Annotated in this window: 17 protein-coding genes and 3 pseudogenes; 5 read left to right on the top strand and 15 right to left on the bottom strand. The window is 65.1% G+C overall.

All coding sequences use genetic code 11. From position 1 onward, the window contains the following. Positions 1-41: 41 nt before the first annotated feature. Positions 42-98 (top strand): annotated as a pseudogene (locus B9N93_RS27015) (hypothetical protein); the annotation flags it as partial. A 138-nt stretch (positions 99-236) separates the two neighbouring features. Here the strand turns inward: B9N93_RS27015 and B9N93_RS20950 are convergent. The 13 genes and pseudogenes from B9N93_RS20950 to B9N93_RS20890 form a co-directional block, all read right to left on the bottom strand. Then, positions 237-1,235, bottom strand: coding sequence for an HD-GYP domain-containing protein (locus B9N93_RS20950; protein ID WP_085216378.1), 999 nt, complete (start codon positions 1,233-1,235; stop codon positions 237-239). A gap of 3 nt (positions 1,236-1,238) precedes the next feature. Beyond that, positions 1,239-6,530 carry a PAS domain S-box protein gene (locus B9N93_RS20945; RefSeq protein ID WP_176225384.1) on the bottom strand — a complete coding sequence of 1,764 codons (5,292 nt, stop codon included), beginning with the start codon at positions 6,528-6,530 and terminating at the stop codon, positions 1,239-1,241. Between the two features lie 214 nt (positions 6,531-6,744). After that, positions 6,745-6,861, bottom strand: a pseudogene (locus B9N93_RS27010) (IS630 family transposase); the annotation flags it as partial. Between the two features lie 362 nt (positions 6,862-7,223). Next, positions 7,224-7,466, bottom strand: coding sequence for an acyl carrier protein (locus B9N93_RS20935; RefSeq protein ID WP_085216376.1), 243 nt, complete (start codon positions 7,464-7,466; stop codon positions 7,224-7,226). Next, a complete protein-coding gene (locus B9N93_RS20930) occupies positions 7,463-8,815 on the bottom strand; it encodes a hypothetical protein (RefSeq protein ID WP_085216375.1) in 1,353 nt (450 codons plus the stop codon). The genes B9N93_RS20935 and B9N93_RS20930 overlap by 4 nt, the downstream gene beginning before the upstream one ends. Before the next feature lie 7 nt (positions 8,816-8,822). After that, entirely contained in the window at positions 8,823-9,569 is a 747-nt protein-coding gene (locus B9N93_RS20925; RefSeq protein WP_085216374.1) for a polyketide synthase, read from the bottom strand. Next, complete coding sequence (locus tag B9N93_RS20920; protein WP_085216373.1) at positions 9,548-10,336, bottom strand: enoyl-CoA hydratase-related protein; 789 nt, start codon at positions 10,334-10,336, stop codon at positions 9,548-9,550. Before B9N93_RS20920 ends, B9N93_RS20925 begins: the two co-directional genes overlap by 22 nt. After that, positions 10,333-11,562, bottom strand: coding sequence for a hydroxymethylglutaryl-CoA synthase family protein (locus B9N93_RS20915; RefSeq protein ID WP_085216372.1), 1,230 nt, complete (start codon positions 11,560-11,562; stop codon positions 10,333-10,335). The genes B9N93_RS20920 and B9N93_RS20915 overlap by 4 nt, the downstream gene beginning before the upstream one ends. Beyond that, positions 11,559-12,845: a beta-ketoacyl synthase N-terminal-like domain-containing protein gene (locus B9N93_RS20910; protein WP_085216371.1), complete on the bottom strand. Its 1,287-nt coding sequence runs from the start codon at positions 12,843-12,845 to the stop codon at positions 11,559-11,561. The genes B9N93_RS20915 and B9N93_RS20910 overlap by 4 nt, the downstream gene beginning before the upstream one ends. Positions 12,846-12,863: 18 nt before the next feature. Beyond that, positions 12,864-14,186: a cytochrome P450 gene (locus B9N93_RS20905; RefSeq protein ID WP_176225383.1), complete on the bottom strand. Its 1,323-nt coding sequence runs from the start codon at positions 14,184-14,186 to the stop codon at positions 12,864-12,866. 40 nt (positions 14,187-14,226) lie between these two features. Further along, positions 14,227-15,579, bottom strand: a complete 1,353-nt coding sequence (locus tag B9N93_RS20900) for a PfaD family polyunsaturated fatty acid/polyketide biosynthesis protein (protein ID WP_085216369.1) — start codon at positions 15,577-15,579, stop codon at positions 14,227-14,229. Between the two features lie 16 nt (positions 15,580-15,595). After that, the gene (locus B9N93_RS20895; RefSeq protein WP_085216368.1) at positions 15,596-17,392 is read right to left on the bottom strand and encodes an ABC1 kinase family protein; all 1,797 of its coding nucleotides are present in this window, start codon (positions 17,390-17,392) and stop codon (positions 15,596-15,598) included. Between the two features lie 3 nt (positions 17,393-17,395). Further along, a complete protein-coding gene (locus B9N93_RS20890) occupies positions 17,396-18,199 on the bottom strand; it encodes a 4'-phosphopantetheinyl transferase family protein (protein ID WP_085216367.1) in 804 nt (267 codons plus the stop codon). A gap of 37 nt (positions 18,200-18,236) precedes the next feature. On the opposite strand from B9N93_RS20890, the gene B9N93_RS20885 reads away from it, so the two are divergent. Both B9N93_RS20885 and fabD read left to right on the top strand, forming a co-directional pair. After that, positions 18,237-19,145 carry an acyltransferase domain-containing protein gene (locus B9N93_RS20885; protein WP_125469145.1) on the top strand — a complete coding sequence of 303 codons (909 nt, stop codon included), beginning with the start codon at positions 18,237-18,239 and terminating at the stop codon, positions 19,143-19,145. Next, a complete protein-coding gene (gene fabD, locus B9N93_RS20880; RefSeq protein WP_085216365.1) occupies positions 19,142-20,017 on the top strand; it encodes an ACP S-malonyltransferase in 876 nt (291 codons plus the stop codon). Before B9N93_RS20885 ends, fabD begins: the two co-directional genes overlap by 4 nt. 40 nt (positions 20,018-20,057) lie before the next feature. On the opposite strand, the gene B9N93_RS20875 is transcribed toward fabD, so the two are convergent. Further along, complete coding sequence (locus B9N93_RS20875) at positions 20,058-20,321, bottom strand: DUF6200 domain-containing protein (RefSeq protein ID WP_085216364.1); 264 nt, start codon at positions 20,319-20,321, stop codon at positions 20,058-20,060. A 23-nt stretch (positions 20,322-20,344) separates the two neighbouring features. Beyond that, entirely contained in the window at positions 20,345-20,665 is a 321-nt protein-coding gene (locus B9N93_RS20870; RefSeq protein WP_085216363.1) for a DUF6312 domain-containing protein, read from the bottom strand. 877 nt (positions 20,666-21,542) lie between these two features. Between B9N93_RS20870 and B9N93_RS20865 the strand changes: the two genes are divergently transcribed. Beyond that, positions 21,543-23,024: an efflux transporter outer membrane subunit gene (locus B9N93_RS20865; protein WP_176225382.1), complete on the top strand. Its 1,482-nt coding sequence runs from the start codon at positions 21,543-21,545 to the stop codon at positions 23,022-23,024. Continuing rightward, positions 23,021-23,218 (top strand): annotated as a pseudogene (locus B9N93_RS20860) (efflux RND transporter periplasmic adaptor subunit); the annotation flags it as partial. The gene B9N93_RS20865 and the pseudogene B9N93_RS20860, both read left to right, overlap by 4 nt.

Genomic DNA, 23,218 nt, shown 5'->3' with positions numbered 1-23,218 from the left:
AAAACCGGAAATAACTTCCCGATTTCGCTGCGTGGCGGGGGTTGGGCTTGGAAAGCCACGTCGCGCACTACCCGCCGTATTGCTCGAAGCACAATCCCATCGAACCCTGGCGGTTCCGGCATATCACCCGTGCCTGCCAGGGGGCGTGGTGTTCCATTCCGCCGCCATCGCCCAGCGATTCATGGCGTGGGCTATTGCCGCCACGACCTGATTCCGGGTTATTTCTGGCCAAATCCTTATTGACCTTCCTCCGCCTCGCGTCGGTCCCAACCCGCCTTGATTTCCAGGATGCGCGGCAGGCAGGCTTCGAAAGCCCCGACCAACGGCGGGTCGAAATGCCGGCCCGCGCCCTCGCGCAAGGCTTCGAGCGCCTGTTCCACCGGCCAGGCGTCCTTGTAGGGACGTTTCATGGTGAGGGCGTCGAACACGTCGGCCACGGCGACGATACGCGCCGATTCGGGAATGGCCGTGCCGGACAGGCCATCCGGGTAGCCGCTGCCGTCCCATTGCTCGTGATGGCGCAGCGCGATCTCGGCGGCCAGTTGGAACACCGGCGCATCGCTGCTGGTCAGGATTTCATAGCCGATCCGGCTATGGGTGCGCATGATGGCCCATTCCCCGGCGTCCAGCTTGCCGGGCTTGCGCAGCACCGCGTCGGGGATGCCGATCTTGCCGGTATCGTGCATGGGCGCGGCCTGCTCCAGCAAATCGCAACGCGCCTTGGACCAGCCCACCGCCTCGGCCAGTTGCCGCGCGTAAGCCGCCATGCGCCAGATATGCGCTCCGGTATCGCTGTCGTTGTAATGGCCGGCTTTGCCCAGCATGTCCAAGGCCGCGCTACAGGTTTTCTCCACCAATGTGGACTTGACCAGGGACAAATGGGTCCGCACCCGCGCCCGCACGATCCCGGCGTATACCGGCTTGATCAGGTAATCGACACAGCCCGCGTCGAACCCGGCCTCCTCGTTGCCCAGTTCGGACAGCGTGGTGACGAAGATCACCGGGATGGCTTCGGTCGCCGGATTGGCCTTCAAGGCGCGGCAGACGGTGTAGCCATCCATGCCGGGCATCTGGATATCGAGCAGGATCAGGCTGGGGCGATGCTTGTCCGCGAGTACCAGGGCTTCCAGCCCGCTGCGGGCCAGCATCAGGCTGTAGTCGTCTTTCAATATCCCGCGCAGGACCGCCAAATTGGCCGGTTCGTCGTCCACGATGAGCAAAGGGCCACAAAACATGGGTCACTCCGTGATCGAGAGGTTCAAGGTCCGCATCAGCCTTCGGGCCGAGGCTTCCGCCCCACGGAAATCGAAGTCGGCCAGCAGCGCCGCCAACCCGGCCCATTGAGTATCGTCCAGTTTTCCCCGCAGCCGGGCCAGCCCGGCATCGGCTGCATCGGGGTCGTTGTGGTCGAGCGCTTCCAACAAGCCTTTGAACAACGGAACCAGCCCATCCCCGGCGCCATCGATGGCGCCGGGCTCCGGGATGGACGGGGTGCCATCGGCGTCTTTCCAGTCGGCGACGGTGGCGCACACTTGGGCGATGGCCGCTTGCAGATCGGCGGCCTGCTCGATGGCCGATCCGCCCTGATTCAGCCGGGTTTCCAGTTCGCGGGCCAATTCGGCGACCTGGGGCAGCCACAAGGTTCCCGCCACGCCGCACAGCTTATGGGTCAGCGCCGCCGCGGCCGGAAGGTTGCCTTGCCGGTAGGCGGCGGCGATGGTTTCCCCGGCCTGGGCGTAGCTCTCGACGAATTTGTCCAGGTAGGTCCGGTAGGTGGTGGGCCGACGCCATTGACGGAGCGCCCCCGGCAGGTCGATACCGGGCAGGGCGAGGCCGGTCTCCGGCACGGGCACGGGCACGGATATGGGGGGAAGCCCATCGTGTTCCATGGGTTGGCATCCGGTCCAGCGTTGGATAATTTCCATCATCTGCTCGACGTTGAACGGCTTGGCGATGAAATCGTTCATGCCGGATTCCTCGGCGGCGTCGCGCAGGGCTTGGAACGCGCCGGCGGTGAGGGCGACGATGGGCAGGTGCTGCCAGCGTCCGTCCGCGCGGATGCGGCGGGTGGCGGCGTAGCCGTCCAGGCGCGGCATCTGCACGTCCATCAACACGATATCGACCGCGTCGGGCTGGACCTCCAGCCACTCCACCGCGTCCTGGCCGTCGCAGGCCAGATGGACGATTGCCCCGTCGGCTTCGAGGATGCCTTTCGCCACTTCCTGGTTGATTTCGCTGTCGTCCACCACCAGCACGCGCACGCCGGGAATGCGTAGGCCGTGGACGGTGCCGGACTGGGGCCGGGCTGCCGGGAGAAATCCCTGCCTGCGGTGGCTCAGCGCGGCGGCGACGGCGTTGTAGAGGGCGGAAGGCGTGACCGGCTTGCTCAGCACTTGGTCCACCCAGGACATGCCCGGCTGGCCCAGCAATTCGTCGCGCGAATAGGCGGTGACCATGATGACGATGGGCGGTTCCTCGAAGGGCTTCCGCCTTTTCTTGAGCGCTTCCCGGATCGTCCTGGCGGCTTCCAGTCCATCCAGCCCCGGCATTTTCCAGTCGAACAGCAGCGCGTCGTAGAAGCTTCCGCCACCCGCCCGGGCCAGCGCCCGCATCAGGGCGGCCTCGCCGGAATCCGCCATGTCGGCTATCCAACCGAGGCTGTTGGTGGCGGCGGACAAGGCCGCGCGGACGGTGGCGCTGTCGTCGGCGACCAGCAGTTCGAGCCGGGAGAGTTGGGCGGGTATGCCCGCCACGTGCTGGTCGCAGAGCAAGGGCAGCGTGAACCAGAATTCACTGCCCTGGCCGATTTCGCTCTCGACCCGCAAGCTGCCGCCCATCAGCCGCACCAGTTGCTGGCTGATGGCCAGCCCCAGGCCGGTGCCGCCGAAGCGGCGGCCGATGCTGCCGTCGGCCTGGCTGAAGGCCGAGAAAATGACCGCCTGCTGGTCGGGGGAGATGCCGATGCCGGTATCGCGCACCGCGAAGCGCAGCTTGACCTGCCGTTCGTCCCCGGATTCCACGGCGACGCGCAATTCCACTTCGCCCCGCGCGGTGAACTTGATCGCGTTGCCGAGCAGGTTGATCAATACCTGCTGGAGGCGTTGGCGGTCGCCGATCAGCGCGTCGGCCCCGACCGGCGGCGTGATGACCAGTTCCAAATCCTTGTCGTGGGCGGCGGCGGCCATGATCGAGGCGAGATCGTCCAGCAGTTCGGCCAGCCTGAACGGCGCTTGCTCGATTTCCAGCCGCCCGGCCTCGATCTTGGAGAAGTCGAGGATATCGTTGATGAGGGACAGCAAGGACCGCCCGGCGTGGTGGACCTTGCGGATCAAGGTCAACGCCTCGTCTTCCAGGTGGCGCTGTTCCAGGAGGTAGCAGAAACCCAGCACGGCGTTCATCGGCGTACGGATTTCGTGGCTCATATTGGCGAGGAAGGCGCTCTTGGCGCGGGTGGCGGCTTCGGCGTCCTCGGCGCGCCGGGACAGTTCGGCGTTCAGCTGCGCGATTTGCGCGTCCCGCGCCTTGCGTTCGCGGTTGTCGAACAGCGTCGAGCGGCTGAAGAGATAATGGCCGTCTTCGTCGCGCACCGCCGTGGCGCTCAATGAAACCGGCAGCACGGAGCCATCCTTGCGGACCAGTTCAAATTCCAGGTTGTTGACCTGCCCGGATGCCTTGAATCGCGGGAAGTTCTCGTTGAAGACCCGCAGGCTGTCGGGGGTGAGCATCTGGCTGAAGCGCAGCCGCGACACGACTTCCTCGCGCTGGTAGCCGAGCCAGGCCAGTTCGGTGTCGTTGATGGCGACGACCATGCCGTCGGCGTCGAGGGAGTGGTAGCCGCAAGGCGCGTTGTTGTAGAGGTCGGCGATTTCCGCCGAGCGCTGTTCCAGCCATTGGTAGGCCGTTTCAAGCTGCTGGGTGCGCTGGGCGACCAGTTCTTCCAGGTGGTGGCGGTGGCGTTCCAATTCATCTTCCATCCGCTTGCGCCCGCTGATGTCGGTCAGGATGCAATGGGTACGGACGAAACGGCCTTGCGGGTCGCGCTGGATGCGGCCTTCCAGGATCACCGTGAGGGGCTGGCCGTCCTTGCGGAGCAGGCGCAGTTCTTTACCGATCTTCGATTCCCGCTGGAACTCCGCGAATTCGTCGGCAAAGCCTCCCCTGGCGTTCTCCACCCAGACTTCGTCGAACCCCTTGCCCAGGAGTTCTTCGCGCGGATAGCCGAGTAATTCGCAGAGCCTCGGATTCACGTCGATGAAACGGCCCTGGATATCCAGCGATTGGTAAGCCACCGGGGATTGCTCGAACAACTCGCGGAAACGCCGCTCGCTTTGCCGCAGCGCTTCCTCGCCCGCTTTGCGCTCGGTGATATCGATGGCGATGCCGATATAGCGCTCGGTGTTCCCATCCGCTCCCGCGAGGGGCCGCCCCCTCGACATCAGCCAGCGCTCCGGCTCGCCCTCGGGCATATTCACCCGCCATTGGAGTTCGATTTCATGGCCGTGGGCGATGGCGGCGGCGACGGTTTGCTCGGCCTGTTCCCGGTCGTCGGGGTGGATCGACGCCAGCCAAGCCTCGTAGGAAGGCGCGTATTGGCCGGGGTCGAGTCCATATAGCGCCCACAAAGGCTCCGACCAATGATTGACGTTGCCTTCCAGTATCCATTCCCAACTGCCGGCATGGGCAGCGTCCTGGGCCAACCTCATGCGGAGCTCGCTGCCGCGCAGTTCTTCCTCGGCTAGCTTGCGCTCGGTGATGTCCCGCACGATGCCGACCACGCGGTAAACCCGGCCTTCCGAATCGCGGAGGGAGGTGCCCATATCCTCGATCCAACGGGTATCGCCGTCGGCCCGGATGAATCGGTATTCCAGGTTGAAATGACCGGCTTCCACGCCCGACCGGAACCCGAGTTGCGCCCATTCCCGGTCCTCGGGATGGATGGCCTTCGGCCACACCCGCATATCCCGGTACAAATCCTCGGCGGGGATGCCCGTGATGGCCTCGAAGGCCGGGCTGACATAGCTGACGCGCCCAGCCGGCCAGTCATGCACCCAGAAGATATCCCGCGTGTGTTCGGCGAGTTGGCGGAAGCGCGTTTCGCTCTCCTGCAATCGCCCCGTCATTTCCGCTTGTTGTAGCCGCCGCCGTTCCGCTTCGTGGCGCGCACGCCGCAGCCCTTCGCTGAACACGCTGATCAGCGCCCCGTTGGCGATGAGCAAAATCCATTGGAACAGGTCGTAGGGTGCCGCGATGCGGACGCTGCCGTAGGGCGGGATCAACGCATAATTCGAACCCAGCGCGGCGACGGCGGTGGCCACCAGGCCCGGCCCGACCCCGCCCAGCAAGGCACTGAGGGTGATCGGGAACACGAACAACAGCAGGAAGGGCCGGTCCCCGAAACTTGCGGGCAGGCTCTGGCGTAACAGCACTATGGCGATGGGTAATACGATGGCCAGCGCATAGAGGGCCCACGACCTGCGCGACGCTCCACCGTCAACGACCGCCGCGGGCCGTGGCGATGCTGGCCGGACCGTCCCCGACCCCTTAAGCCAGCCGATGGTCGCCAGGATCGCCAGCCCCATCAAGGCGGCGGGGGCGAGATGTTGCCAGACCGCCAGCTTGATGGCCCGGATATCTTCGGCGGGGATATGGGAAACCACGGTCCAGAACGGTTCCTGGGCCATCACCTTGGCCGCCGCTCCGGGAATGGGGGGATTCGTCTTCCGCCAGACCCAAAGCCCGTCGTCGGCGAGGAAACTTCCGGCTTCGTCCTTGCCGATCCGCGCCCAGGCCGTCGGGAAGCGCTGGCCGAAAGTGGTACCGCCGTCCCGCATGAACTCCGCTTCGTCGCCGGGATCCGGGCTGCGCAACCAGGCGCCTTGCTGGGTGAGCAGCATCATGTGGGGCGCGGCGAGATCGACGGCGCGGACGAAGTCGTCGAGCAGCCGTCGCAGTAGCAGGTTGATGACCAGGATGCCGCGTGGCCGACCGGCGCTGTCCACCACCGGCGTCGCCAGCCGCAGCATGGGTTTCCTGGGAAGTTCGATCTGTCCGCGCTCCACGTTCAGGTCGGGCCGGGACAGATGGATTTCCCCCGGTTTCAGCCGCATGGTGTCGGTGAAGTAATAGCGGTCCGCTTTGGATTGTAATTCCCGCCGCGGCACCGCCACGGGATGGCCGTCCACGGCGTTGATGCGGACCCGTTCCATGCCGGTTTCATCGATCCAGCGGACCTGGTCGTAGGCGGGGTTGCGCAGGATCAGGCTGGTGAAGGCGTCGGTCATCCGCGCCAAATTGGCGGGCAGCGGCGCATCCAAGGTTACGAGGATCGGCTTTTCGCGGGTCAGGCTGGCGAGGTGCCGCACGGTGAAGGCGAGGTCGTTCGCGAGCGCGGCGGCCCCGAGCCGGGCGGCGGCCTTTTCCTCGAATATCAAGCGGTCTATATCGTCGTCTATGCGGGTCTGCCCCAGATAGGCGAGGCCGAGTATCCCCAGCCACGCCAGGGGCAAGAACGATCTGAGCCAATTTTTCATGGAGGCTCCCCCGGCCTGATGATGTTCACCTGCCATAAATATGGCAGCACCGCCCTTCGACCGCCGATCCGAAAGTTCCGTGGAGCCAGGGCATTTTCGGTTTGGGTGTATGCTCGGCCACCCTGACGAACTCAATGAGTTGCCAAAACCGGCTTGGCCTGGGCGTTGCGCTCCCTCACATGGGTTTCGATCTCCCGGCGCAGGGTGTCATGGCGAGTTCGATCTCCGCGATGTTGAGCCAATTCCCATGTTTGAGGGTGTAATGGAATTCCAGTTTCCGGGCGTGGGCTTCCTCGGGAGGGAATGCTTGGTAGAGGGAGCCGACGGGGTGTCAGCACGTCTCATTTTGGCCGAAGCACCCGGTTTCCGGGGCTGGTGGGAGTGGCTCAAAGTCTTGAAGGCCATCAACGCTTTCCAGGACTGGAAACCGGCAGCGCCCGGCCCCGACGGGCCACGGTGCCGCCCGCGCCCTGACGTCGCAGGTCGGTGGGCCGTTCGCGGGTGGGCGTCGGGCTTGCAGGCCAGGACGAAGCCGAACCCCAAGGCTCGCGATTCCGCTTGGGCCGGACAGCCCCCATGGGTCGCGCGGGTCTTCAGGTGTGCCGCCGGGGTCGCCTCATCAGGGTCAATGCCTTGACCAACACGCGATGGCTTATCCCGAACCCAGGTTAGATACCGCGCGGTGGATCAAGGCTACGGGTGGTCCGCTTCCAGCAGGTCTTCGACCAGGATCGTCAAGTCGCTGATGGTACGGGCCCGTTCGACTTTCAAGCCGTCCAGGTCGCGGCCCAGTTCTTCTTCCACCAGCAGGCGGAATTCCATGGTCTTGAGAGAATCCCAGCCTTCCAGTCCCTCGATGCGGGTGTTTTCATCGAAACTGCCGGGGGCGGCTTTCGCCAGGATTTCCAGTTCGCGCAAGAGTTGTTGCTTGGTCATAGCTTCTCCGGGATGGGGTGTTGTGGGGAACCGGGCAAATTTTGCTCCAGACATTTCAGGAAGGCGTCCACCCGCAGATCGCCCAGGCGTTGGTCGTAACAAACACCGACGCAAAGCCGGTCATCCATCCTGACCAGGGCGCTCAGAAATACCGGCACGGGCGAAGCTTCGCCGAACGCCGCCAATCCGACCGGGGCCATCCCGTCGCAGGCGTAGCGCCGCGCCGGGGTATGGCCGAAATGGGTCAGGACCGGCGGTGCGGGCCGGTTGAGGTCGGCCAGGATTTGGCGGCGGATCAACCCACGCTTGCGGTCGAAACCGGCCCGGGCCAGCAAGAGGGTCGCGATTTGGCCTTCGGTGCCCAGGAGACGGCGTTTATGGCGCAGGGTTTCGGCCTGGACCTGGGCCAGGGTGTCCTCGAAGCTCGCGCCGCAGCCGGTTCCGATGCGGACGGCGGTGGTCCCGGCCAGATTGCGGAGGGCGGGTCGCCGCTGCAAGGGGGCATAGCGCCGTAGGTTGGTAGGCATCACCACTTCCAGCCGGGCAGCGGCGGGACCGGGACAGAACTCGTCGAACGCCCGGAAAAACGCGGCGAGGCAGAGATCGTTCAAGGTCGCGCTATGGGCACGGGCATAGCGGTCTATCGCGGCCAAACGTGTTTCATCCAGGCGCAGGGTCCGGTAACGGGGGCGGAGCTGGGCGGCGTCGGCCTGGAACCGCGCCGGGGTGGAACTCAAGCCCCGGCGCTTGCCGAGGGCGGCGGGCAGGCTTTTGAGATCGTCCAGCAACAGGCCCAGTTTGTCCCGGAACTTGAAATTGGCCAGCCACAGCAAGCTATCGCGGCTGGCCGTGTTGACGCTGGGCTGATAATCGGGATCGTCGCCCAAGCGGCTATATAGATCGGTCAGGGCCATGGCGACATCCAAGGCGGCGGTGCCATCGGCCACCACATGGGAAACCCGCAGCAACAGCCGGTCCCCGGCCTGGGCGGGGGAACGGACCAAGGCGATTCCAAGATTCGGCGATTGCCAGGGATCGAAGCGTTCGGCTAGCCAAGCCTGGGTCGTGGCTTCCAGATCGTCGCCGGCCAGGACCGGACAACCGGCGATAGCGTCCAGGTCGTCGCGCCGCCGCCACAGGGCTTGACCGTCCTCCAGCGCGAAACGGCAGCCCAACACCGGCTCGGCATCCAGCAAGCGGCGCAAGGCGGTTTCCAGCCGCGCCGGGTCCAGCGGGCCGGGATAGTCGAGGACGAGCCGGACATAACCGGACACCCCCAACTCGGACACGATTTGCACGACTTGGTCTTGGAATTCGGCGGGCAGGGTGGCGGGGATGGCGGTGGTCATGGGTGTCCTAATTTCCGTAGCGCTGTTGGATGCGTTGGCGTATGCCGACCTCGGCGAAGGTTTCGGCGTGCATGGCCCGTTCGCGGGCTACGGCGGCGGGCAGGGCGGCTTTGAGCGGCGCGGCCAGGGCTTCCTTGAGCCGGACCAGGGCGGTGCGCGGCTTGTCGGCCAAATCGCGGGCCAAACCCAGGGCGTGCGGGATGACTTCGGCGCGGGGCAGCACCGGGAACGGTAGCCCGCGTTCCGCCAAGGCTTGTCCGTGATAAGCCCGTGCGGTGAACAGCAATTCCGCCGCCAAGGCCGTGCCCAGTTTGCGCGGCAAGAGTTCGGTCGCGCCCATGCCCGGCGTGAATCCGTATTTCATGAAATTGGCCCCGTACAGCGATTCCCGCGACCACACCGCGAGATCGGCATACAAGCCGAACACCAAACCCCCGCCCATCGCATGGCCCTGCATCGCCGAAATCACCGGCAAGGGGCAATCCAGCAACAGCCGGTAGAACTCGCCCTCGTCGAAACTGCGGCGGCCATCGGCGATATCCACCAGTTCTTCCAAGGTGCCGCCCGCGCAGAACACACTGCCATAGCCATGCAGGACCACGACGCGGGTATCGGCGTCCTGCCCGACTTCCCGCAAAGTATCGACCAAGCCGCAAACCAAGGCTTGGGTGAAGGTGTTGCTGCCCGCCCGGTCCTCCATGCAGAGGCAGGCCACGCCGGGCAGGGGCCGGGTTAATTGGACCGCGTCGGCCATGGCGCGAGGCTCCCTTGGATGAAATGGCCGAGCCGGGCGGCGGTATGGCGGTCGCCCAGCAGCGCGGCTAGGGTGTTTTCGGCCCGTTGGCAGGAAGCCGGGTCGAAACCGGCGTAATCGGCATAGAACGCCTTGGTCCGGGCTATCGCCGCCCGGTCCAGGCGGTCGGCCCGCAGCCGCAAGCGGCGGATGGCGTCCGCCAGGTCGTCGCACAGTTCATCGACCAAGCCGCAGGCGCGGGCCTGTCCGGCGTCGAGGCGCTGGGCGGTCAAGGCCATGCGGTAGGTGGTTTGCAGGCCGGTGCGGCGTACCAGGAACGGGGTGACGGTGGCGGGCAACAAGCCGAACAGGATTTCCGACAGCCCGAAATCGGCCTGGGGCCGGGCGTAAACCACATCGCAGGCGGCGACCAAACCCATGCCGCCCGCGTTGACCCGGCCTTCGACCAAAGCCGCGACAATGACCGGCAGCCGGGCCAGCCGTTCCAGCAGGCCATGGAAACGGCGCACCGCCGCCCGTAGTTCCTGCTCCGGGTCGCCCGCCGTCGCCACGGCTTCGCTGAAATCCATCCCATCGCAGAACACCGGCCCCTCGGCGGACAGGGTCAACACGCTCACCGTGGGATCGGCTTCGACTTGGTCCAGGGCGGTGTGCAGGGCTTCGATCAGGGCGCGGTTCAGCGGATTGCCACGCCCAGGCGCGGACAGTTCCAGATGCAGGCAACGGCCCTCGGGCCGTAGGCGTAAAGGCGTGTCCGGTGCGCTCATGCGTCGCGGTACTCCCGTTCGTACTGGTGGATGCCGCGCAACACGCACACGCCCCGGCCCGCGAACACGGTTTCATAGAGGTCGGCCAAATCGCCCGGATCGATCCGGGCCTCGCGTTCGCCGAAACGGGAACGGCGGTTGGCGGTCAACACCCGTTCGTAATCGACCATGCCCAGCTTATGGCGGGCGGCGAGCTGGCCGGGCAGGTCGGCCAGGGCCAGGGCCGTTTCCGCCCGGTGGTCGGCCCAGCCGCTATAGAACTCCGCCGAACAGCCCGAACCATAGGAAAACAGCCCGATGCGGCGGCGGCGGTCCAAATCCGCCGAAGCCAGCGCCCCGGCCAGGGCCAGGAACACCGTGCCGGAATAGATGTTGCCAACCTCGCGGCAATAAGCCAGGGACGGGGCCAGGCGGCGATGGAAATCGGCCTCGGTTTCGGCCCCATTGGCTTGATACCAGCGCCGCAGCAAACTACGGTGGGCACCCTTGACCATGCCGCCGAACGGGGTGTGGAAAGCCAGATAATCGAAATGGCTACGGAAATCCACCGGCCCCACCGCCTCCCGGTAGGCGGCGAAAGCCTGTTGCAGGCAATCGATATAAGTCAGCACCGACAAGTCGGCGTCGCCGGTTTCCTGATCGGGGTCGGGACGCAGGGCGTCCATGACATGGTAGCCATGCAGGCCGCTGGCACCGGGTTCCAATTCCAGAATATCGGGCTCACCGCCCAGCAAAAGCGCGATGGCCGCGCCGCCCTGGGTCGGTTCGGCATAGGAATGGGGGATGGGGCGGGCGATATCGGTGCAGATGACCAGGGCTTTGGCCTCGGGTCTGGCCTGGCGGGCCAGCAACCCGAGCGCGGTTTGCAGGGCCGCAGTGCCGCCGTAGCAGGCTTGTTTGATCTCGAACAGCCGCATGGCGCGGGGCAGGTCCAACAGACCGTGGACCCAGGTCGCCAGCGATTTGCCGAAATCGATACCGGATTCGCTGGCGACGATCAAATGGGTGATCGCACCGCGTTGGGCTTCGGGCAAGGCGCGGACCAAGGGCCGGGCGGCATTGACGGCGAAGGACACCGGGTCTTCCCAGGGGAAATGTACGGTTTTGCGGCGGATCAACAGGTTGGCCATCCGCACCGGGTCGAGATGGCGTAACACCGCGAGTTCGGCGATATCGATGAACGCCCGTCCGCCGTAAAAACCAATCCGCTCGATGCCCCAGTTCATGGTGTATCCGCTGTCCGCTCTGTGTGGAAGGGCAGGGAGCGTAACGCCAAACAGGCATTGAACCCCCCGAAGCCGAAGGCATTAGTTATAACACAGTGCAAAGCCGCGTTCGCCGGGCCGGTGGCGACCCGGAGCCCCGACAGCTTGGGAACGCCAGCGGTGGGCCAAGGATGGATACGGCCCCGCGCCAGCATCAACGCGGCAGCGATCAACCCGACCACCCCTGCCGAAGTCAGGCCATGCCCGGCGATGGCTTTCGGGGCGGTGGCCCAAACCCGGTCCAGGCCGGGGCCGAACAAGTCCGCGACCGCGCCGAGTTCCGCAGCGTCGCCCCGCGCCGTGCCGGTCGCATGCAGGACCACGAGATCGACCTGGCCGGGTGCCAAGCCCGCATCGGCCAGGGCTAGCGCCATGGCCCGGACCTCGTCGGCGCGGCAAGGATGCGGCAACGGATCGGCCCCCGACACCAAAGCCCCGCCCGCGAGTTCGGCCCAAGCCGTCGCGCCGCGCTGGCGGGCGTGGTCGGCGCGTTCCAACAGGACACAGGCCGCGCCCTCGCCCGGCGTGAAACCGCCGCCGCCCTCGGTGCAGGGCCAGGCGGGGACATCCGAAACATTCAACGCCCCCAGCCCGGCCAGGGCTTGCCAATCGACCTGGGAAAGACGCTGCATCGCGCCCACCACCAAGCAGGCATCGCAGCGCCCGGCCCGGAGCAGGTCCAAGGCGGTCACCGCCGCCGCCGCGCCGCTGGCGGCGGCGGCGGCGACATTCAAAACTGGCCCCTTGGCCTGGACCAAGGCCGCGAGCGTGGCGGCGACATGGGTATCGAGCCCGTGGAAACCGATCCGGGGATTGACATGGGCGGGATTGCTCTGGAACCGGGCGAGTTCCTGGGCCAGCAGGGCATGGGCGAGGTTGCTGCCGCCCACCACCAAACCCAGGCGTTCCGGGGCGATGGCGGCGGAACCCTTGGCCTCCAACACGGCGGCGGCATCGGCCCTGAGTGGAGCGTCCCCGCCCCGCAACAGCCGTTCCGCTGCGGCCAGGGCTTCGGCGTCCAGCGCCTTCGCGCCCGTGGTGTCGCGCCAGGACCAATCGGGCGGGAGCAAAGCGCCCACCTGTAATGCCGGGACGGGCCGCCATTCCGGCGGCAAGAGTTGGATCGCGCTCTCGCCCGTTTCCAAGCGCCGGGCCAAGGCGTCCACGCCCCCGCCCGCCGCCCCGGCAAAGCCCAGGCCGGTGATATGAATCCTCGAAGCTTCCGAATCGGCCCGGTATCCCATGATCTTGTGTTCCTCGAATTATCGTCTTGGTTCGAACCTGACCCGCACGCGGTCCGGTCCCATCAAAAAACCCCGGCGAGCCACCCGCACCGGCCCCCGGTCCAATAGTTCGAACCGGCCCCGCGTCAGCAAGACCGCCAGCACGATCTTCACCTCGAACACGCCGAAATGGTTGCCCAGGCACACCCGGTCGCCGCCGCCGAAGGGAATAAACTCGAAACCGCTCGGTGGACGCTCCAGGAAGCGTTCCGGGCGGAAGCGTTCCGGTTCGGGGTAGAACGCCGGGTCCATGTGCAGCACCGCCGAGCAAGCAGCGACATTCATGCCCGCCGGGATTTCGTAGCCGCGCAATTCCAGGGGCTTGGCCAGCATCCGCACCACTTCCGGCACCGCCGGATACAGCCTGAGGCATTCCTTGACCACGGCATCGAGGTAGGGCAGGGCTTGGATGGCGGCGATATCGTCGTCGCGGCCCAGGCTGTCGATTTCCCGCTGTAGGCGTTCGGCCACCTCGGGATGGCGGCCCAGCCAAGCGAAGGCCCAGGTCAGCGATAGGGCGCTGGTTTCGTGGCCCGCCACCAAGTTGGTGATGAGGTTGTCCACCAAGGCCGCATCGTCGAAGCCGGTGCCATCGTCGTAACGCGCCTCCATCAAGCGGCTGAGGATATCGGCCCGCGCCGTGCCGGTGGCGCGGCGCTCGGCGATGTTTTCCCGCAGCAGGGCGGCGAGTTGGTGGCGGGCCGTATCCAAACGGCGGTTCGGAGGCCAAGCATCATGCTCGATCCCCAGCAAGGCGCTGATTAAAAACGCCGGGTTGCCGAACGCCCCCGCGAACTCCAGCACCGCCGCCCGGAACGGGGCCAGCCGCGCCCGGTCCTCGACGCCGAACAGGGTCCGCAGGATCACGTCGAGGCCGATATCGCGCATCGCGTCACGGGCTTCCCAGACGCTGCCGGGTTGCCAAGCGGCCAAGGACTCGACCGCCGTAGCGTGGATCATGCCCCCCAGGCCGCGCAGGCTTTCGCCGTGGAAACTGGGCGAAATCAGCTTGCGGGTGCGGCGGTGGGCCTCGCCGTCCAGGCCGCTCAGGCCATGCCGGCCCAGCACCCGGCGCTGGCTGGGGGGCAATTTGACGTGGTAGGTGTCGGCGGGCGCGGTGAAAATCTGGCGGATGCCCTCGGGATGGGCGGTCATCGCGGTCAGCGCCACCGTGCGTACCGTGAACGGGTCGCCATAACGGGCATGGATGGCCCGGAAGAAACGATAGGGGGAACGGACATAGGCCAGCGGTTGCCAGAACCGGGTTTGCGGTCCCGGCGGGAGGAGGGGAGCGGGGGTCACGGGGCGGTCTCCTGATGAGGTGGGGAAGGGGCGGCGCGGATCAGGCTGCGCCGAAGTCCGCATAACGCCGGGCCAAGACCTCGGCGGCTCCTGCGAGCAGTTGGTCGGCCAGGGTGTCCACATGGCGTGTCCGCCAATCCGCCCAGGGCGTACCGGCCAGCCAGCGATTACAAGCCGCCATGGCCGGCCCGCAGTGGATTTGGAAATTCACCCGCCCGGCCAAATCGCCCTGCTGGGCCAGCCGTTGCGAGTGGATGAAATACCAGCGGAACACCATTGCCATGCGCTGTTTCGGGCCGAGGTCGGCCAATACATGCGGGGCCGCTTGCCGGTAATAATCGGCGGTTTCCCGCCAGACCGCGTCGAGGTCGCGCCCGAACACCCGCGTTTCGAGTTCCGCCAGCACTTCCGGCGGTAGGTCTTCCAGGGAAGCATGGGCACGATATAGCTCGAACAAACGGTTGGCGCGGGCCGCGAACAGGGTGCCGCGCTTCAAGACCTGGACCTTGGCCCCGATCTCGAACAAATCGCCCGCCGGGGCCATATCGAAATCCTGGGCCTCGGCGGCGGCGAGCAAGTCCTTGACCGCGTCGCTGGTTCCCGCTTCCGGGGTGCATTGGTTGATGGAGCCGGTCAGCACGAAATCGGCCCCCAGCACGAAGGCGGCGGCGACGGCCTCGGGAGCGCCGATGCCACCCGCCGCGCCGATCCGGGGCGGGGACAAATGGGGATGGGCGCGGGCGGTTTCGTCGCGCAGACGCAGGAAGGCCGGAATCAAGGCGAACGCCGGGCGGCGGTCGGTGTGCCCGCCGGAATCGGCCTCGGCACAGATATCGTCGGCCAAGGGCAGGGCTGCGGCGGCTTCGGCCTCCACGGCGGTGAGGCGGTTCGCCGCCCGCAGGTCGGCCACGATCTCCGGCGGCGGTGGCAGCATGAAGCGCCGGGCCATGCCGGGATGCGAGACCTTGGCCAGGATGCGTTGGTGCGGCACGGGCCGTCCGTCGGCAGCGAAACCCAGTCCATGCAGGCGGTAGCGCACCAGGGCCGGGGTGATCCGCACGAAGGCGGAAGCTTCGATGCAACGCACCCCCCCGGCCAACAGCACTTCGGCCAGGGCGTCCTCCTGGCCGGGGATCAAGGCGTTATGCAGGAAATTGACGCCCCAGGGCGCGGCGGGGCCGGGATCGTCCCGCAAGGCCGCGACCGCCTCCCGTACCCGCTCGGGCTTCAGCCCCCCGGCCCCGAAGAAGGCCAAATACCCGGCCCGCGCCGCCGTCCGCACCAACTCGACCGAGGAAATCCCCTTGACCATGCCGCCCAGGACGTAGGCGGCGCGGGCGTTGTGGGCGGCGCGGAACGCCGCGCTACCCAGGCGTTGTGGATCGATCCGCATACCGGGACTCCTGGAATCAGCGCAGATAGGCGGAACTGGCGATCCTGAGCAGCCGCCGCAACAAGCCCGTAACCAAGCCCAGGCCGAACAGGGCCACGACAAACCATTCCTTCTCCATGGACGGGAAATCATCGACCAATTCCCCGCCGGGCAGATAGCCGAGATCGAAGAAGTGTTGGTGCAGGAAGGCATGGACACAGAAGATAATCGCCAGCAAGGTGACGATGAGCAGGAACCGTATGACCGTGGTGGTCGCCATGCTGATCTTGTTCAATTTCTGCTTATAGGCGATGGTCGCCCGCTGGGCGATGGGTTCCAGCAGAACCCGGTATTCATTGGCGGTTTGTAGGGTACTCATGAAGCCTTCGCGGATTTTTTTGACGGCGTTCTTGCGCCGCCTCTGGTCGGCGGCTTTCAGATAGCGGGAAAACATCCGGCGGTGATTCATCTCGGGATCGAAATAGGCCAGCGAAGTATCCAGCGTGCCCCAGGTCCGCGCCATGCGTAGGGCGGCCCAACTCACTTGTAGCTGGTACTTGGCGAACACCTGGCCCATGATCTTGCCGGAAGCCCCGAGCGAACGGTCGTGGTAGCCCAGGGTTTCCATCCCGCTACGGGCCTGCCAGAGCTTGATGGCGCTGATCAATTCGCTCCGCATCTTGCCGATATTGAACTGGGGTATCTCCGTGCACATGTGCAGGGAAAGATCGGCCGCCTTCCCGTAAGCACGCTGGTTGGCCGCCTGCAACACGCCGAAATAGATTTGCAGGAAATCCGGGTCGAGCGCGCCGATGGTGCCGAAATCGATCAGGGCATAGCGGTTGTTGCGTAGCAGGATGATGTTGCCCGGATGCATGTCGCCATGGAACAGGTTGTCCTCGATCAATTGCCGCATGTTCGACAGGAACAAATGCTGCGCCACCTTGCGCGGTTCGACCGCGTTTTCTTCGCACCAGGCGTCGAAGCGTTCCGGGTCTTGCTTGGAAACCGCGATGGCCTCGCTCATCAACACCCCCTGGATTTCCTCCATGACCAGCAGTTTCCCGGTGCAGTAGCGCCGGAACAGATAGGGCACATAGACTTTGTGGCGGCGTAGGTTTTTACGCAGGCGGCGGCTGTTCGAGGCTTCGTAGGCGTAGTCGAGTTCTTCCTCGACCATGGCGTCGAGTTCGTCCAAGGCTTCGTTGAGCCGCATATGGCCGACCGGCAGCAAGGCGGTGAGGAACCCAACCACCATCCGCAGCAAGGACATGTCGCGGCGGAACGCCTCGATCACATTGGGCCGCAGCAGCTTAACCACCACTGGCACGCCTTCCTGGCGCAGCACCGCCCGGTGGACCTGGGCGATGGAGGCGGCGGCTAGCGGTGCGTCTTCGAACCGGGAAAAAATCTTTTCCACCGGGCAACCGAGTTCCCGTTCGATAGCTTCCCGGACCACGGAGCCGGGAAAGCCGATGTTGGCATAGAGCAACTGCGAGAGCTGGTCGCACATCTCATCGGATAGCACATCCGAGCGTAGCGAGAGCAACTGCCCGAGCTTGATCCACAGCCCGCCGAGGCCCTGGAACAATTCGCGGGCGGCGACCGCCGAGCGCAGGGGGTTGGAACGGCCCCGCAACTTGTCGCCGAGCCGGTCGAGGCCAAAGCCCGCGAAGCGGAACAAGACGGTCAGGATGCCGTATTGGTGGTGTTGGTCGAGTGCCAAGACCTGGATCGGCGGACGTTGGGAGGGCGGCAGCAGCGGGGTGGGGCAGTACTCGGGATTGAGTAGTTTGTGCTTGGGCTTTTCGACCCTGATGAAGGTTGGGCGCATGGTTTAGATCGGCTGGGATGGGGGCATACCGCGCAGATGCCGGAGGGTAAGTTCGATCCGAATTCCCGGCGGGCGGCGGACGGCCAGGGACAGCCAATGGCGTGGAGGAACGAACCAGTGGTGTAGTTCCCAGTCCGGGCCGGTGTCTGGCACCGGCCCGGCGAACCGAACATGCGGGGGATTTACGCTACAATCAAAAGCCCGGAAATCGAGGTGCAGGCCGAGTCCGGTGGCCTTGGCGACCGCTTCCTTGAGCGTCCACAGCCTCAGGAATTCGCCCTGCCGCGCTTCCGGCGGCAGTGAACCGAGCCAAGCGGCTTCCCGTGCCGAACAAAAGCGTTCGGCGAGCGCCAGGGCGTCCGGCGAGCGCTCCAGGCATTCCGCATCGACCCCGAATTCGAGGTCGGCGGGGGGGGCGTCCACCGTCAAGGCGCAGGCGGCAAGGCCATGGGTGTGGGTGATATTGAAACGGGGCGCGGGCGCGATCCCACAGGCGGGATCGATTTCTGGCCGTCCATGGGGCTGGGTGCGGAAGCGCCACGCCAAGGGCGGCAGTCCGTGGAATTGGGCCAGCATGGCCCGCAACAGGCTATGGGCCGCCGTGTAGGACCAGCGGTCCCGCGTGAATACGAAGCGGGCGGCGCGTTCGCGTTCCGCCGTGTCGAGCAGGCCCATATCGATCCAACCGGTTCCACCCTTCTCCCCGTCCGGGATTAGGGTATGCAGCGCGATCCTCACCGTCTCCAGGGCGGATGGGCCGGTCGCCTGGGAATCTTTCGCAACGGTGGTGGCAGTGGCATCGGTCATTTTTTTATTTTCGGGGCAGGGTGCCCAATACTATCAAATGGGAGCGGAGCTTTATGCCACCGATCCGGCCTACCGGGCGGCTTTCGACGAATGCGCCGCCTTGGCCGGTCCCGTGGGCGGCGGCTCCCTGGTGGACAGCGTGTTTGGCCGTCCGATGGACGAGAGCGACGGTTACGACGACCTCGAAGCAACCAACCTGGTTCTACTGGCCCAGGGCTATGCGCTGGCGCAATGCTTGTTGGCGCGGGGTCTCCGGCCCGCCGCGCTGGCCGGGTATAGCTTAGGCGAATTCACGGCGGCGGTTGTGGCGGGCGCGTTGGACCTGGGCCAAACCCTCGGCGTGTTGCGGGCGCACTCCCGGCATGTGATGCGGCAAGCGCCCCAAGCCGCGATGGTGGCGGTGCTGGGTTCTCCCGCCCTGTGGCTGGAGCATCCCGAACTCGCCGAATTGGCCGAAATCGGTTGCATCAATTCCCCCCGGCATTTCGTGGTCACCACGTCCCTGGCCCGGTTCGATGCCTTGGTGGACCGGTTGGGCCGCTTGGATGTCAGCTGGGCGCGGTTGCCGGTGCGCTACGGCTTCCATGGCGCCTTGCTGGACCCGGCGGAACCCGGTTACGCTGCCCATGTCGCGCAGCTCCGTTTCCGGGAGCCGGCCTATCCTATTTATTCGAGCCTGCTCGCGGGCCGCGTCCACCAGTACGACGCCCTGTATTTTTGGCGCACCGCCCGCGGCCTGCTGCGGTTCCGCGACCTCGTCGTCAACCTGTGGGCGGCGGAACCCCGGATTTTCGTGGATTGCAGCCCGACCGGAACCCTGGCGGCCTTCGTGCGGCAAATCCTCGGGCCATCGGTCCCGGCTTTCGCCGCCATGAACCGCTTTGGCCGTAATCTCGACACCCTGGCCCAACTCGAAACCGCCCTATCTCCAGAGGTCCGCCGATGACTTTGATTTTCTTGGCACCGGGACAAGGTGCCCAAATGCGTGGCATGGGCGCGGACTTGTTCGATGCCTATCCCCAGGTGGTGGAGGAAGCCGAGGATATCCTAGGCTATTCGCTGCGGCGGCTGTGCCTCGAAGACCCCGGCGACCAACTGGCCGATACTGCCTATACCCAACCGGCGCTGTATACCGTCGGTGCCCTGGCCTATTACCAGCGGCGCGACAGCTTGGGCCGGGCACCGGATTTCGCCGCCGGGCACAGCCTGGGCGAATATAACGCCCTGTTGATCGCCGAGGCGTTCAGTTTCGCCGACGGCTTGCGACTGGTCCAGAAGCGCGGTGCCTTGATGGGGGCATTGAGCGGCGGCGGGATGTTGGCCGTGATCGGCCCCAGCCGTGGGGACATCGCGGCGGTGTTCGCGGAATCGGGTATCGACAGCGTGGACGCGGCCAATCTCAATACCCCCACGCAGACCGTCCTATCCGGTCCCGAGGCGGATTTGCGGCGGCTGGCCGGTTTGTTCGAGGCCAGGGGCGCGCGGGCGGTGCCGCTCAATGTCCGCACCGCTTTTCACTCGCGCTATATGGGGGCCATGAAAAGCGCCTTCGCCGCCTTCATCGCGGATTTTGCCTTCGCGCCGCTGATGGTGCCGGTGATCGCCAATTTTTCCGCCCTGCCTTACCGCGACGACGAGGTCGCCAATAACCTGGTGCAGCAGTTGGACCACGGCGTGCGCTGGACGGAAAGCATCCAATATCTATTGCAGGAAGAGGCGCCGGTGTTCGAGGAATTGAGCCCGAGACCCTTGCTGTCGCGGATGGTGGAGGAAATCCGGGCGCATCCCTCGCCGTTGAATATCGCCCGCCGTCCCTGAATCCCCCGTGGGCCATGACCCACGGAGGTACGGGACGCTTTCAATCGTCGTCGTCATCGTCGTCGTCGGAATCGAACAGGCCGACTTCCTTGCGGACCACGACCAGGACCACCTGGGCATCCCGCTTGACTTTGCCCGCGTCGCGCAGCTGGTCCACGGCCTCATCGACCTTGCGGAGCAGCTTGCCCTTGCCCTTGCACAGCTTCTTGATGCGCTTGGCATTTTGGGTGCCGACGTCGAGGATGATCATGCCGGGCGCGGTGTCCTCGGCATTCAGGGTTTGTTCGGAGGTTTGGGTTGTCATGGTGATGCTTCGCTGGGATGGGGTTAGCGGACGATGGTCAATTTGGGCTGCTTGGCGCTGTCCTTGGCCGATTTCACGGCTTTGCCCAGGTTCTTGCCGAGGTCTTTCAACCAGCCGTTCGACTTGCGCTGGTTGGAACGGTCATGCCGTTCCAGGTAGACCTTGGCGGCGGCCAGTTCGCTCTTCACCAATTTCCTGACCACGCGTTCCAGGGGCCTCAAGGCCTTGGCTTGTTTTTTACGGGGACCGGTCTCGGTAAGGCGTTCGGTCTGGTAAGTACCGTCGGGTTGGGCGGTCAGGAACGTGACCGACTTGACGACGCTGTTGATTTCAATGGGTTTCATGCGGAGCCTCGAAAGGGTTATAGGGAAGGGTACGGGATAAGGCGTGCACTGCCGCCCGCAGGGAAATCTAGCATAGCCTCCCCGCCAGCGGAATGTATTTACCCGTATATTTGGGCAAGCGCTTTGGAGCGCGGGCTTAGAAACTGTCTGGCAACAATTAGACACATTTCACAAAGGTGGTCCTCGGCATGGCGATCCGGCCCCGCTGGCAGGCTGCAAGCGCCCACCACGATCCTGCCCAGGCTCACAGGACCAAGCCCGTCGCCATGGGCTTCGGCGGGCCCGGAAAATGGGTGGCGATCTGCCGGTTCCATTGGTACAGTTCGGGACATGGCGGTTCTTCCGGTACAGGGTGTGCGTCGTTATCCACCAATATACCCCAACCCCTTGTCGCGCCTCCTGGTTTTTCAAAAACCCATCCTTGTAAGAGGCGGAATCCCTCCGTGGAGCCGGAAGGGGTTTTTTCACCCGCCCGCTCCGCTTCAACCGGATAAGCCTGTGAAAACCGTTGACTTAATCCGATGCCGCCAAGCCACATGGAAAGCTTGAAAAACCAAGCGACGTGCTACACTCAAAACCCACGCATCGGAAGGAACCGGTGATACCCCGTGCGGAATGGTCACGGGAGTCGCTGGACCGTGGTAGGAGCGGGGGATTATTTCACCGGCTTGGGGTAGGGGGAATTAGAGGACCAGAGGCCCAGGGGATTAGGGCTGACCCCGGAAAGGCTAGGATGATCTCAAATAAAGAGCGGGGCAGCGGTATCCATATACCCCATGCCTAGGCGAAGTTAATAAAGCAACAACAGCGCTCCCTAGTGAAACATAACAACCCTCCCACCCATTCATTCCTAGCAGCGAAATGGTCGCTCATTGCCGTGTCTTGCGCGGCATTGATCCAGGGATGTACGCTAGGCCCGGATTTCCGCCGTCCCGAACTGTCCACCGCCGCTAGCTATACTGGCGTGCGGCCCGTCACGCCCCCAAGTCAGCGCATCAGGGTGGGACGGGATATCCCCGCCGAATGGTGGACCTTGTTCCGCTCCCACGAACTGAAAGGCTTGATCGAGCGGGCTTTCATCAACAACCCCGACCTCGCCTCCGCCCAGGCTTCGCTGGCCCAGGTCCGGGAAAACCTGGCCTCGCAGCAAAGCGGTACCTTGCCTTCGTTCCAAGCCTCGGCCATGTCCCGCTACCAGTCCATCGCCTCCGGCATGTTCGGTAATCCTAACGGCCCCGATTACCGTTTCGCCATCTACGATATTTCCGCCAGCGTGTCCTATACCGTCGATCTGTTCGGCAAGGTCAGGCGGCAGATCGAAGATCAAACCGCCCAAGAAGAGTATCAACGCTTCCAGCTGGAAGCCGCCTACCTGACCTTGGCCGGGAATATCGTCGCCAATGCGGTCCAAGAAGCCTCGCTCAGGGGGCAACTCGCCAGCTTGGAAGAACTGGCCGAACTCCAGCGGCAAGGGCTGGACATCCTGCGGCAACAGGCCCAACTCGGGGCCGTGGCCGAATCGGCGGTCCTGTCGCAGGCCTCCGCCTTCAACGAATCCCAAGCCAACCTCATCGCCCTACGCCAACAACTCGCCCAATCCCGCCACCAATTGGCGGTGTTGACCGGACGCTTTCCGGGGGAACCCCTGCCGGAGGAATTCACCCTGGACGACCTACAGGCACCCACCGAGCTCCCCCTCAGCGTGCCTTTGAAGCTGGTCGAACAGCGGCCCGACGTGCGTAGCGCCGAAGCCGCCGCCCATTCCGCCAGCGCCCAGGTCGGGGTGGCGACCGCCAAAATGTTCCCCGACATCAGCCTCAAAGCCGACCTGGGCAGCTTCGCCACCCAGGCCAGCCAGTTGCTGATGCCGGGTTCGGGGATTTGGGGCGTGGGCTTGAACCTGGCCCAGCCCTTGTTCGAGTGGGGCAAGAACACCCACGCCCAGCAAGCGGCCATCGCTGGTTTCCAGCAGGCCGCCGCCAAATACCGCAGCAGCGTCCTCCAGGCTTTCCAGGATGTCGCCAACACCCTGAAGAACCTGGAAGCCGACCACCAAACCCTGGAAGTGCAGGCCTCCAGCGTGCAAATCGCCCAAGAAAACCTGACCTTGGCCCAAGCCCAGTCCGAAACCGGCGGTTTGAGCTATCTGGCCCTGCTCGATAGCCAGCGCAACTATAAACAGGCGCAACTCGGCTGGATCAAGGCCCGCGCCACCCTGCTCGGCGACAGCGCGGCCCTGTTCCAAGCCTTGGGCGGCGGTTGGTGGAACCGCACGCCCCCCCACCACTCCCCCCACAGACAAAACGGAGAATTAACCATGCCGGATTCCGTGCATTCCCGAGGCGGTGCGCGCCCATGATCAAGCGGATGCTCATCATGCTCCTGGTGGTCGGTTTGGTCTTGGGGGCGGTGTTCGGCTTCATCGCGTTCAAAAACAAGATGATCAAGCAGTACCTCGCCGAACACGGACATCCGCCCCAAACGGTGTCCACGGCCACGGCCCGCTATGAGGAATGGCGCTCCAGCCTGCGGGCGGTGGGCACCCTGAAAGCG

Source organism: Methylomagnum ishizawai (assembly GCF_900155475.1).
Taxonomy (GTDB): domain Bacteria; phylum Pseudomonadota; class Gammaproteobacteria; order Methylococcales; family Methylococcaceae; genus Methylomagnum; species Methylomagnum ishizawai_A.
The sequence above is the reverse complement of the archived record's forward strand: the minus strand, read 5'-3'. Positions and strand labels throughout refer to the sequence as shown.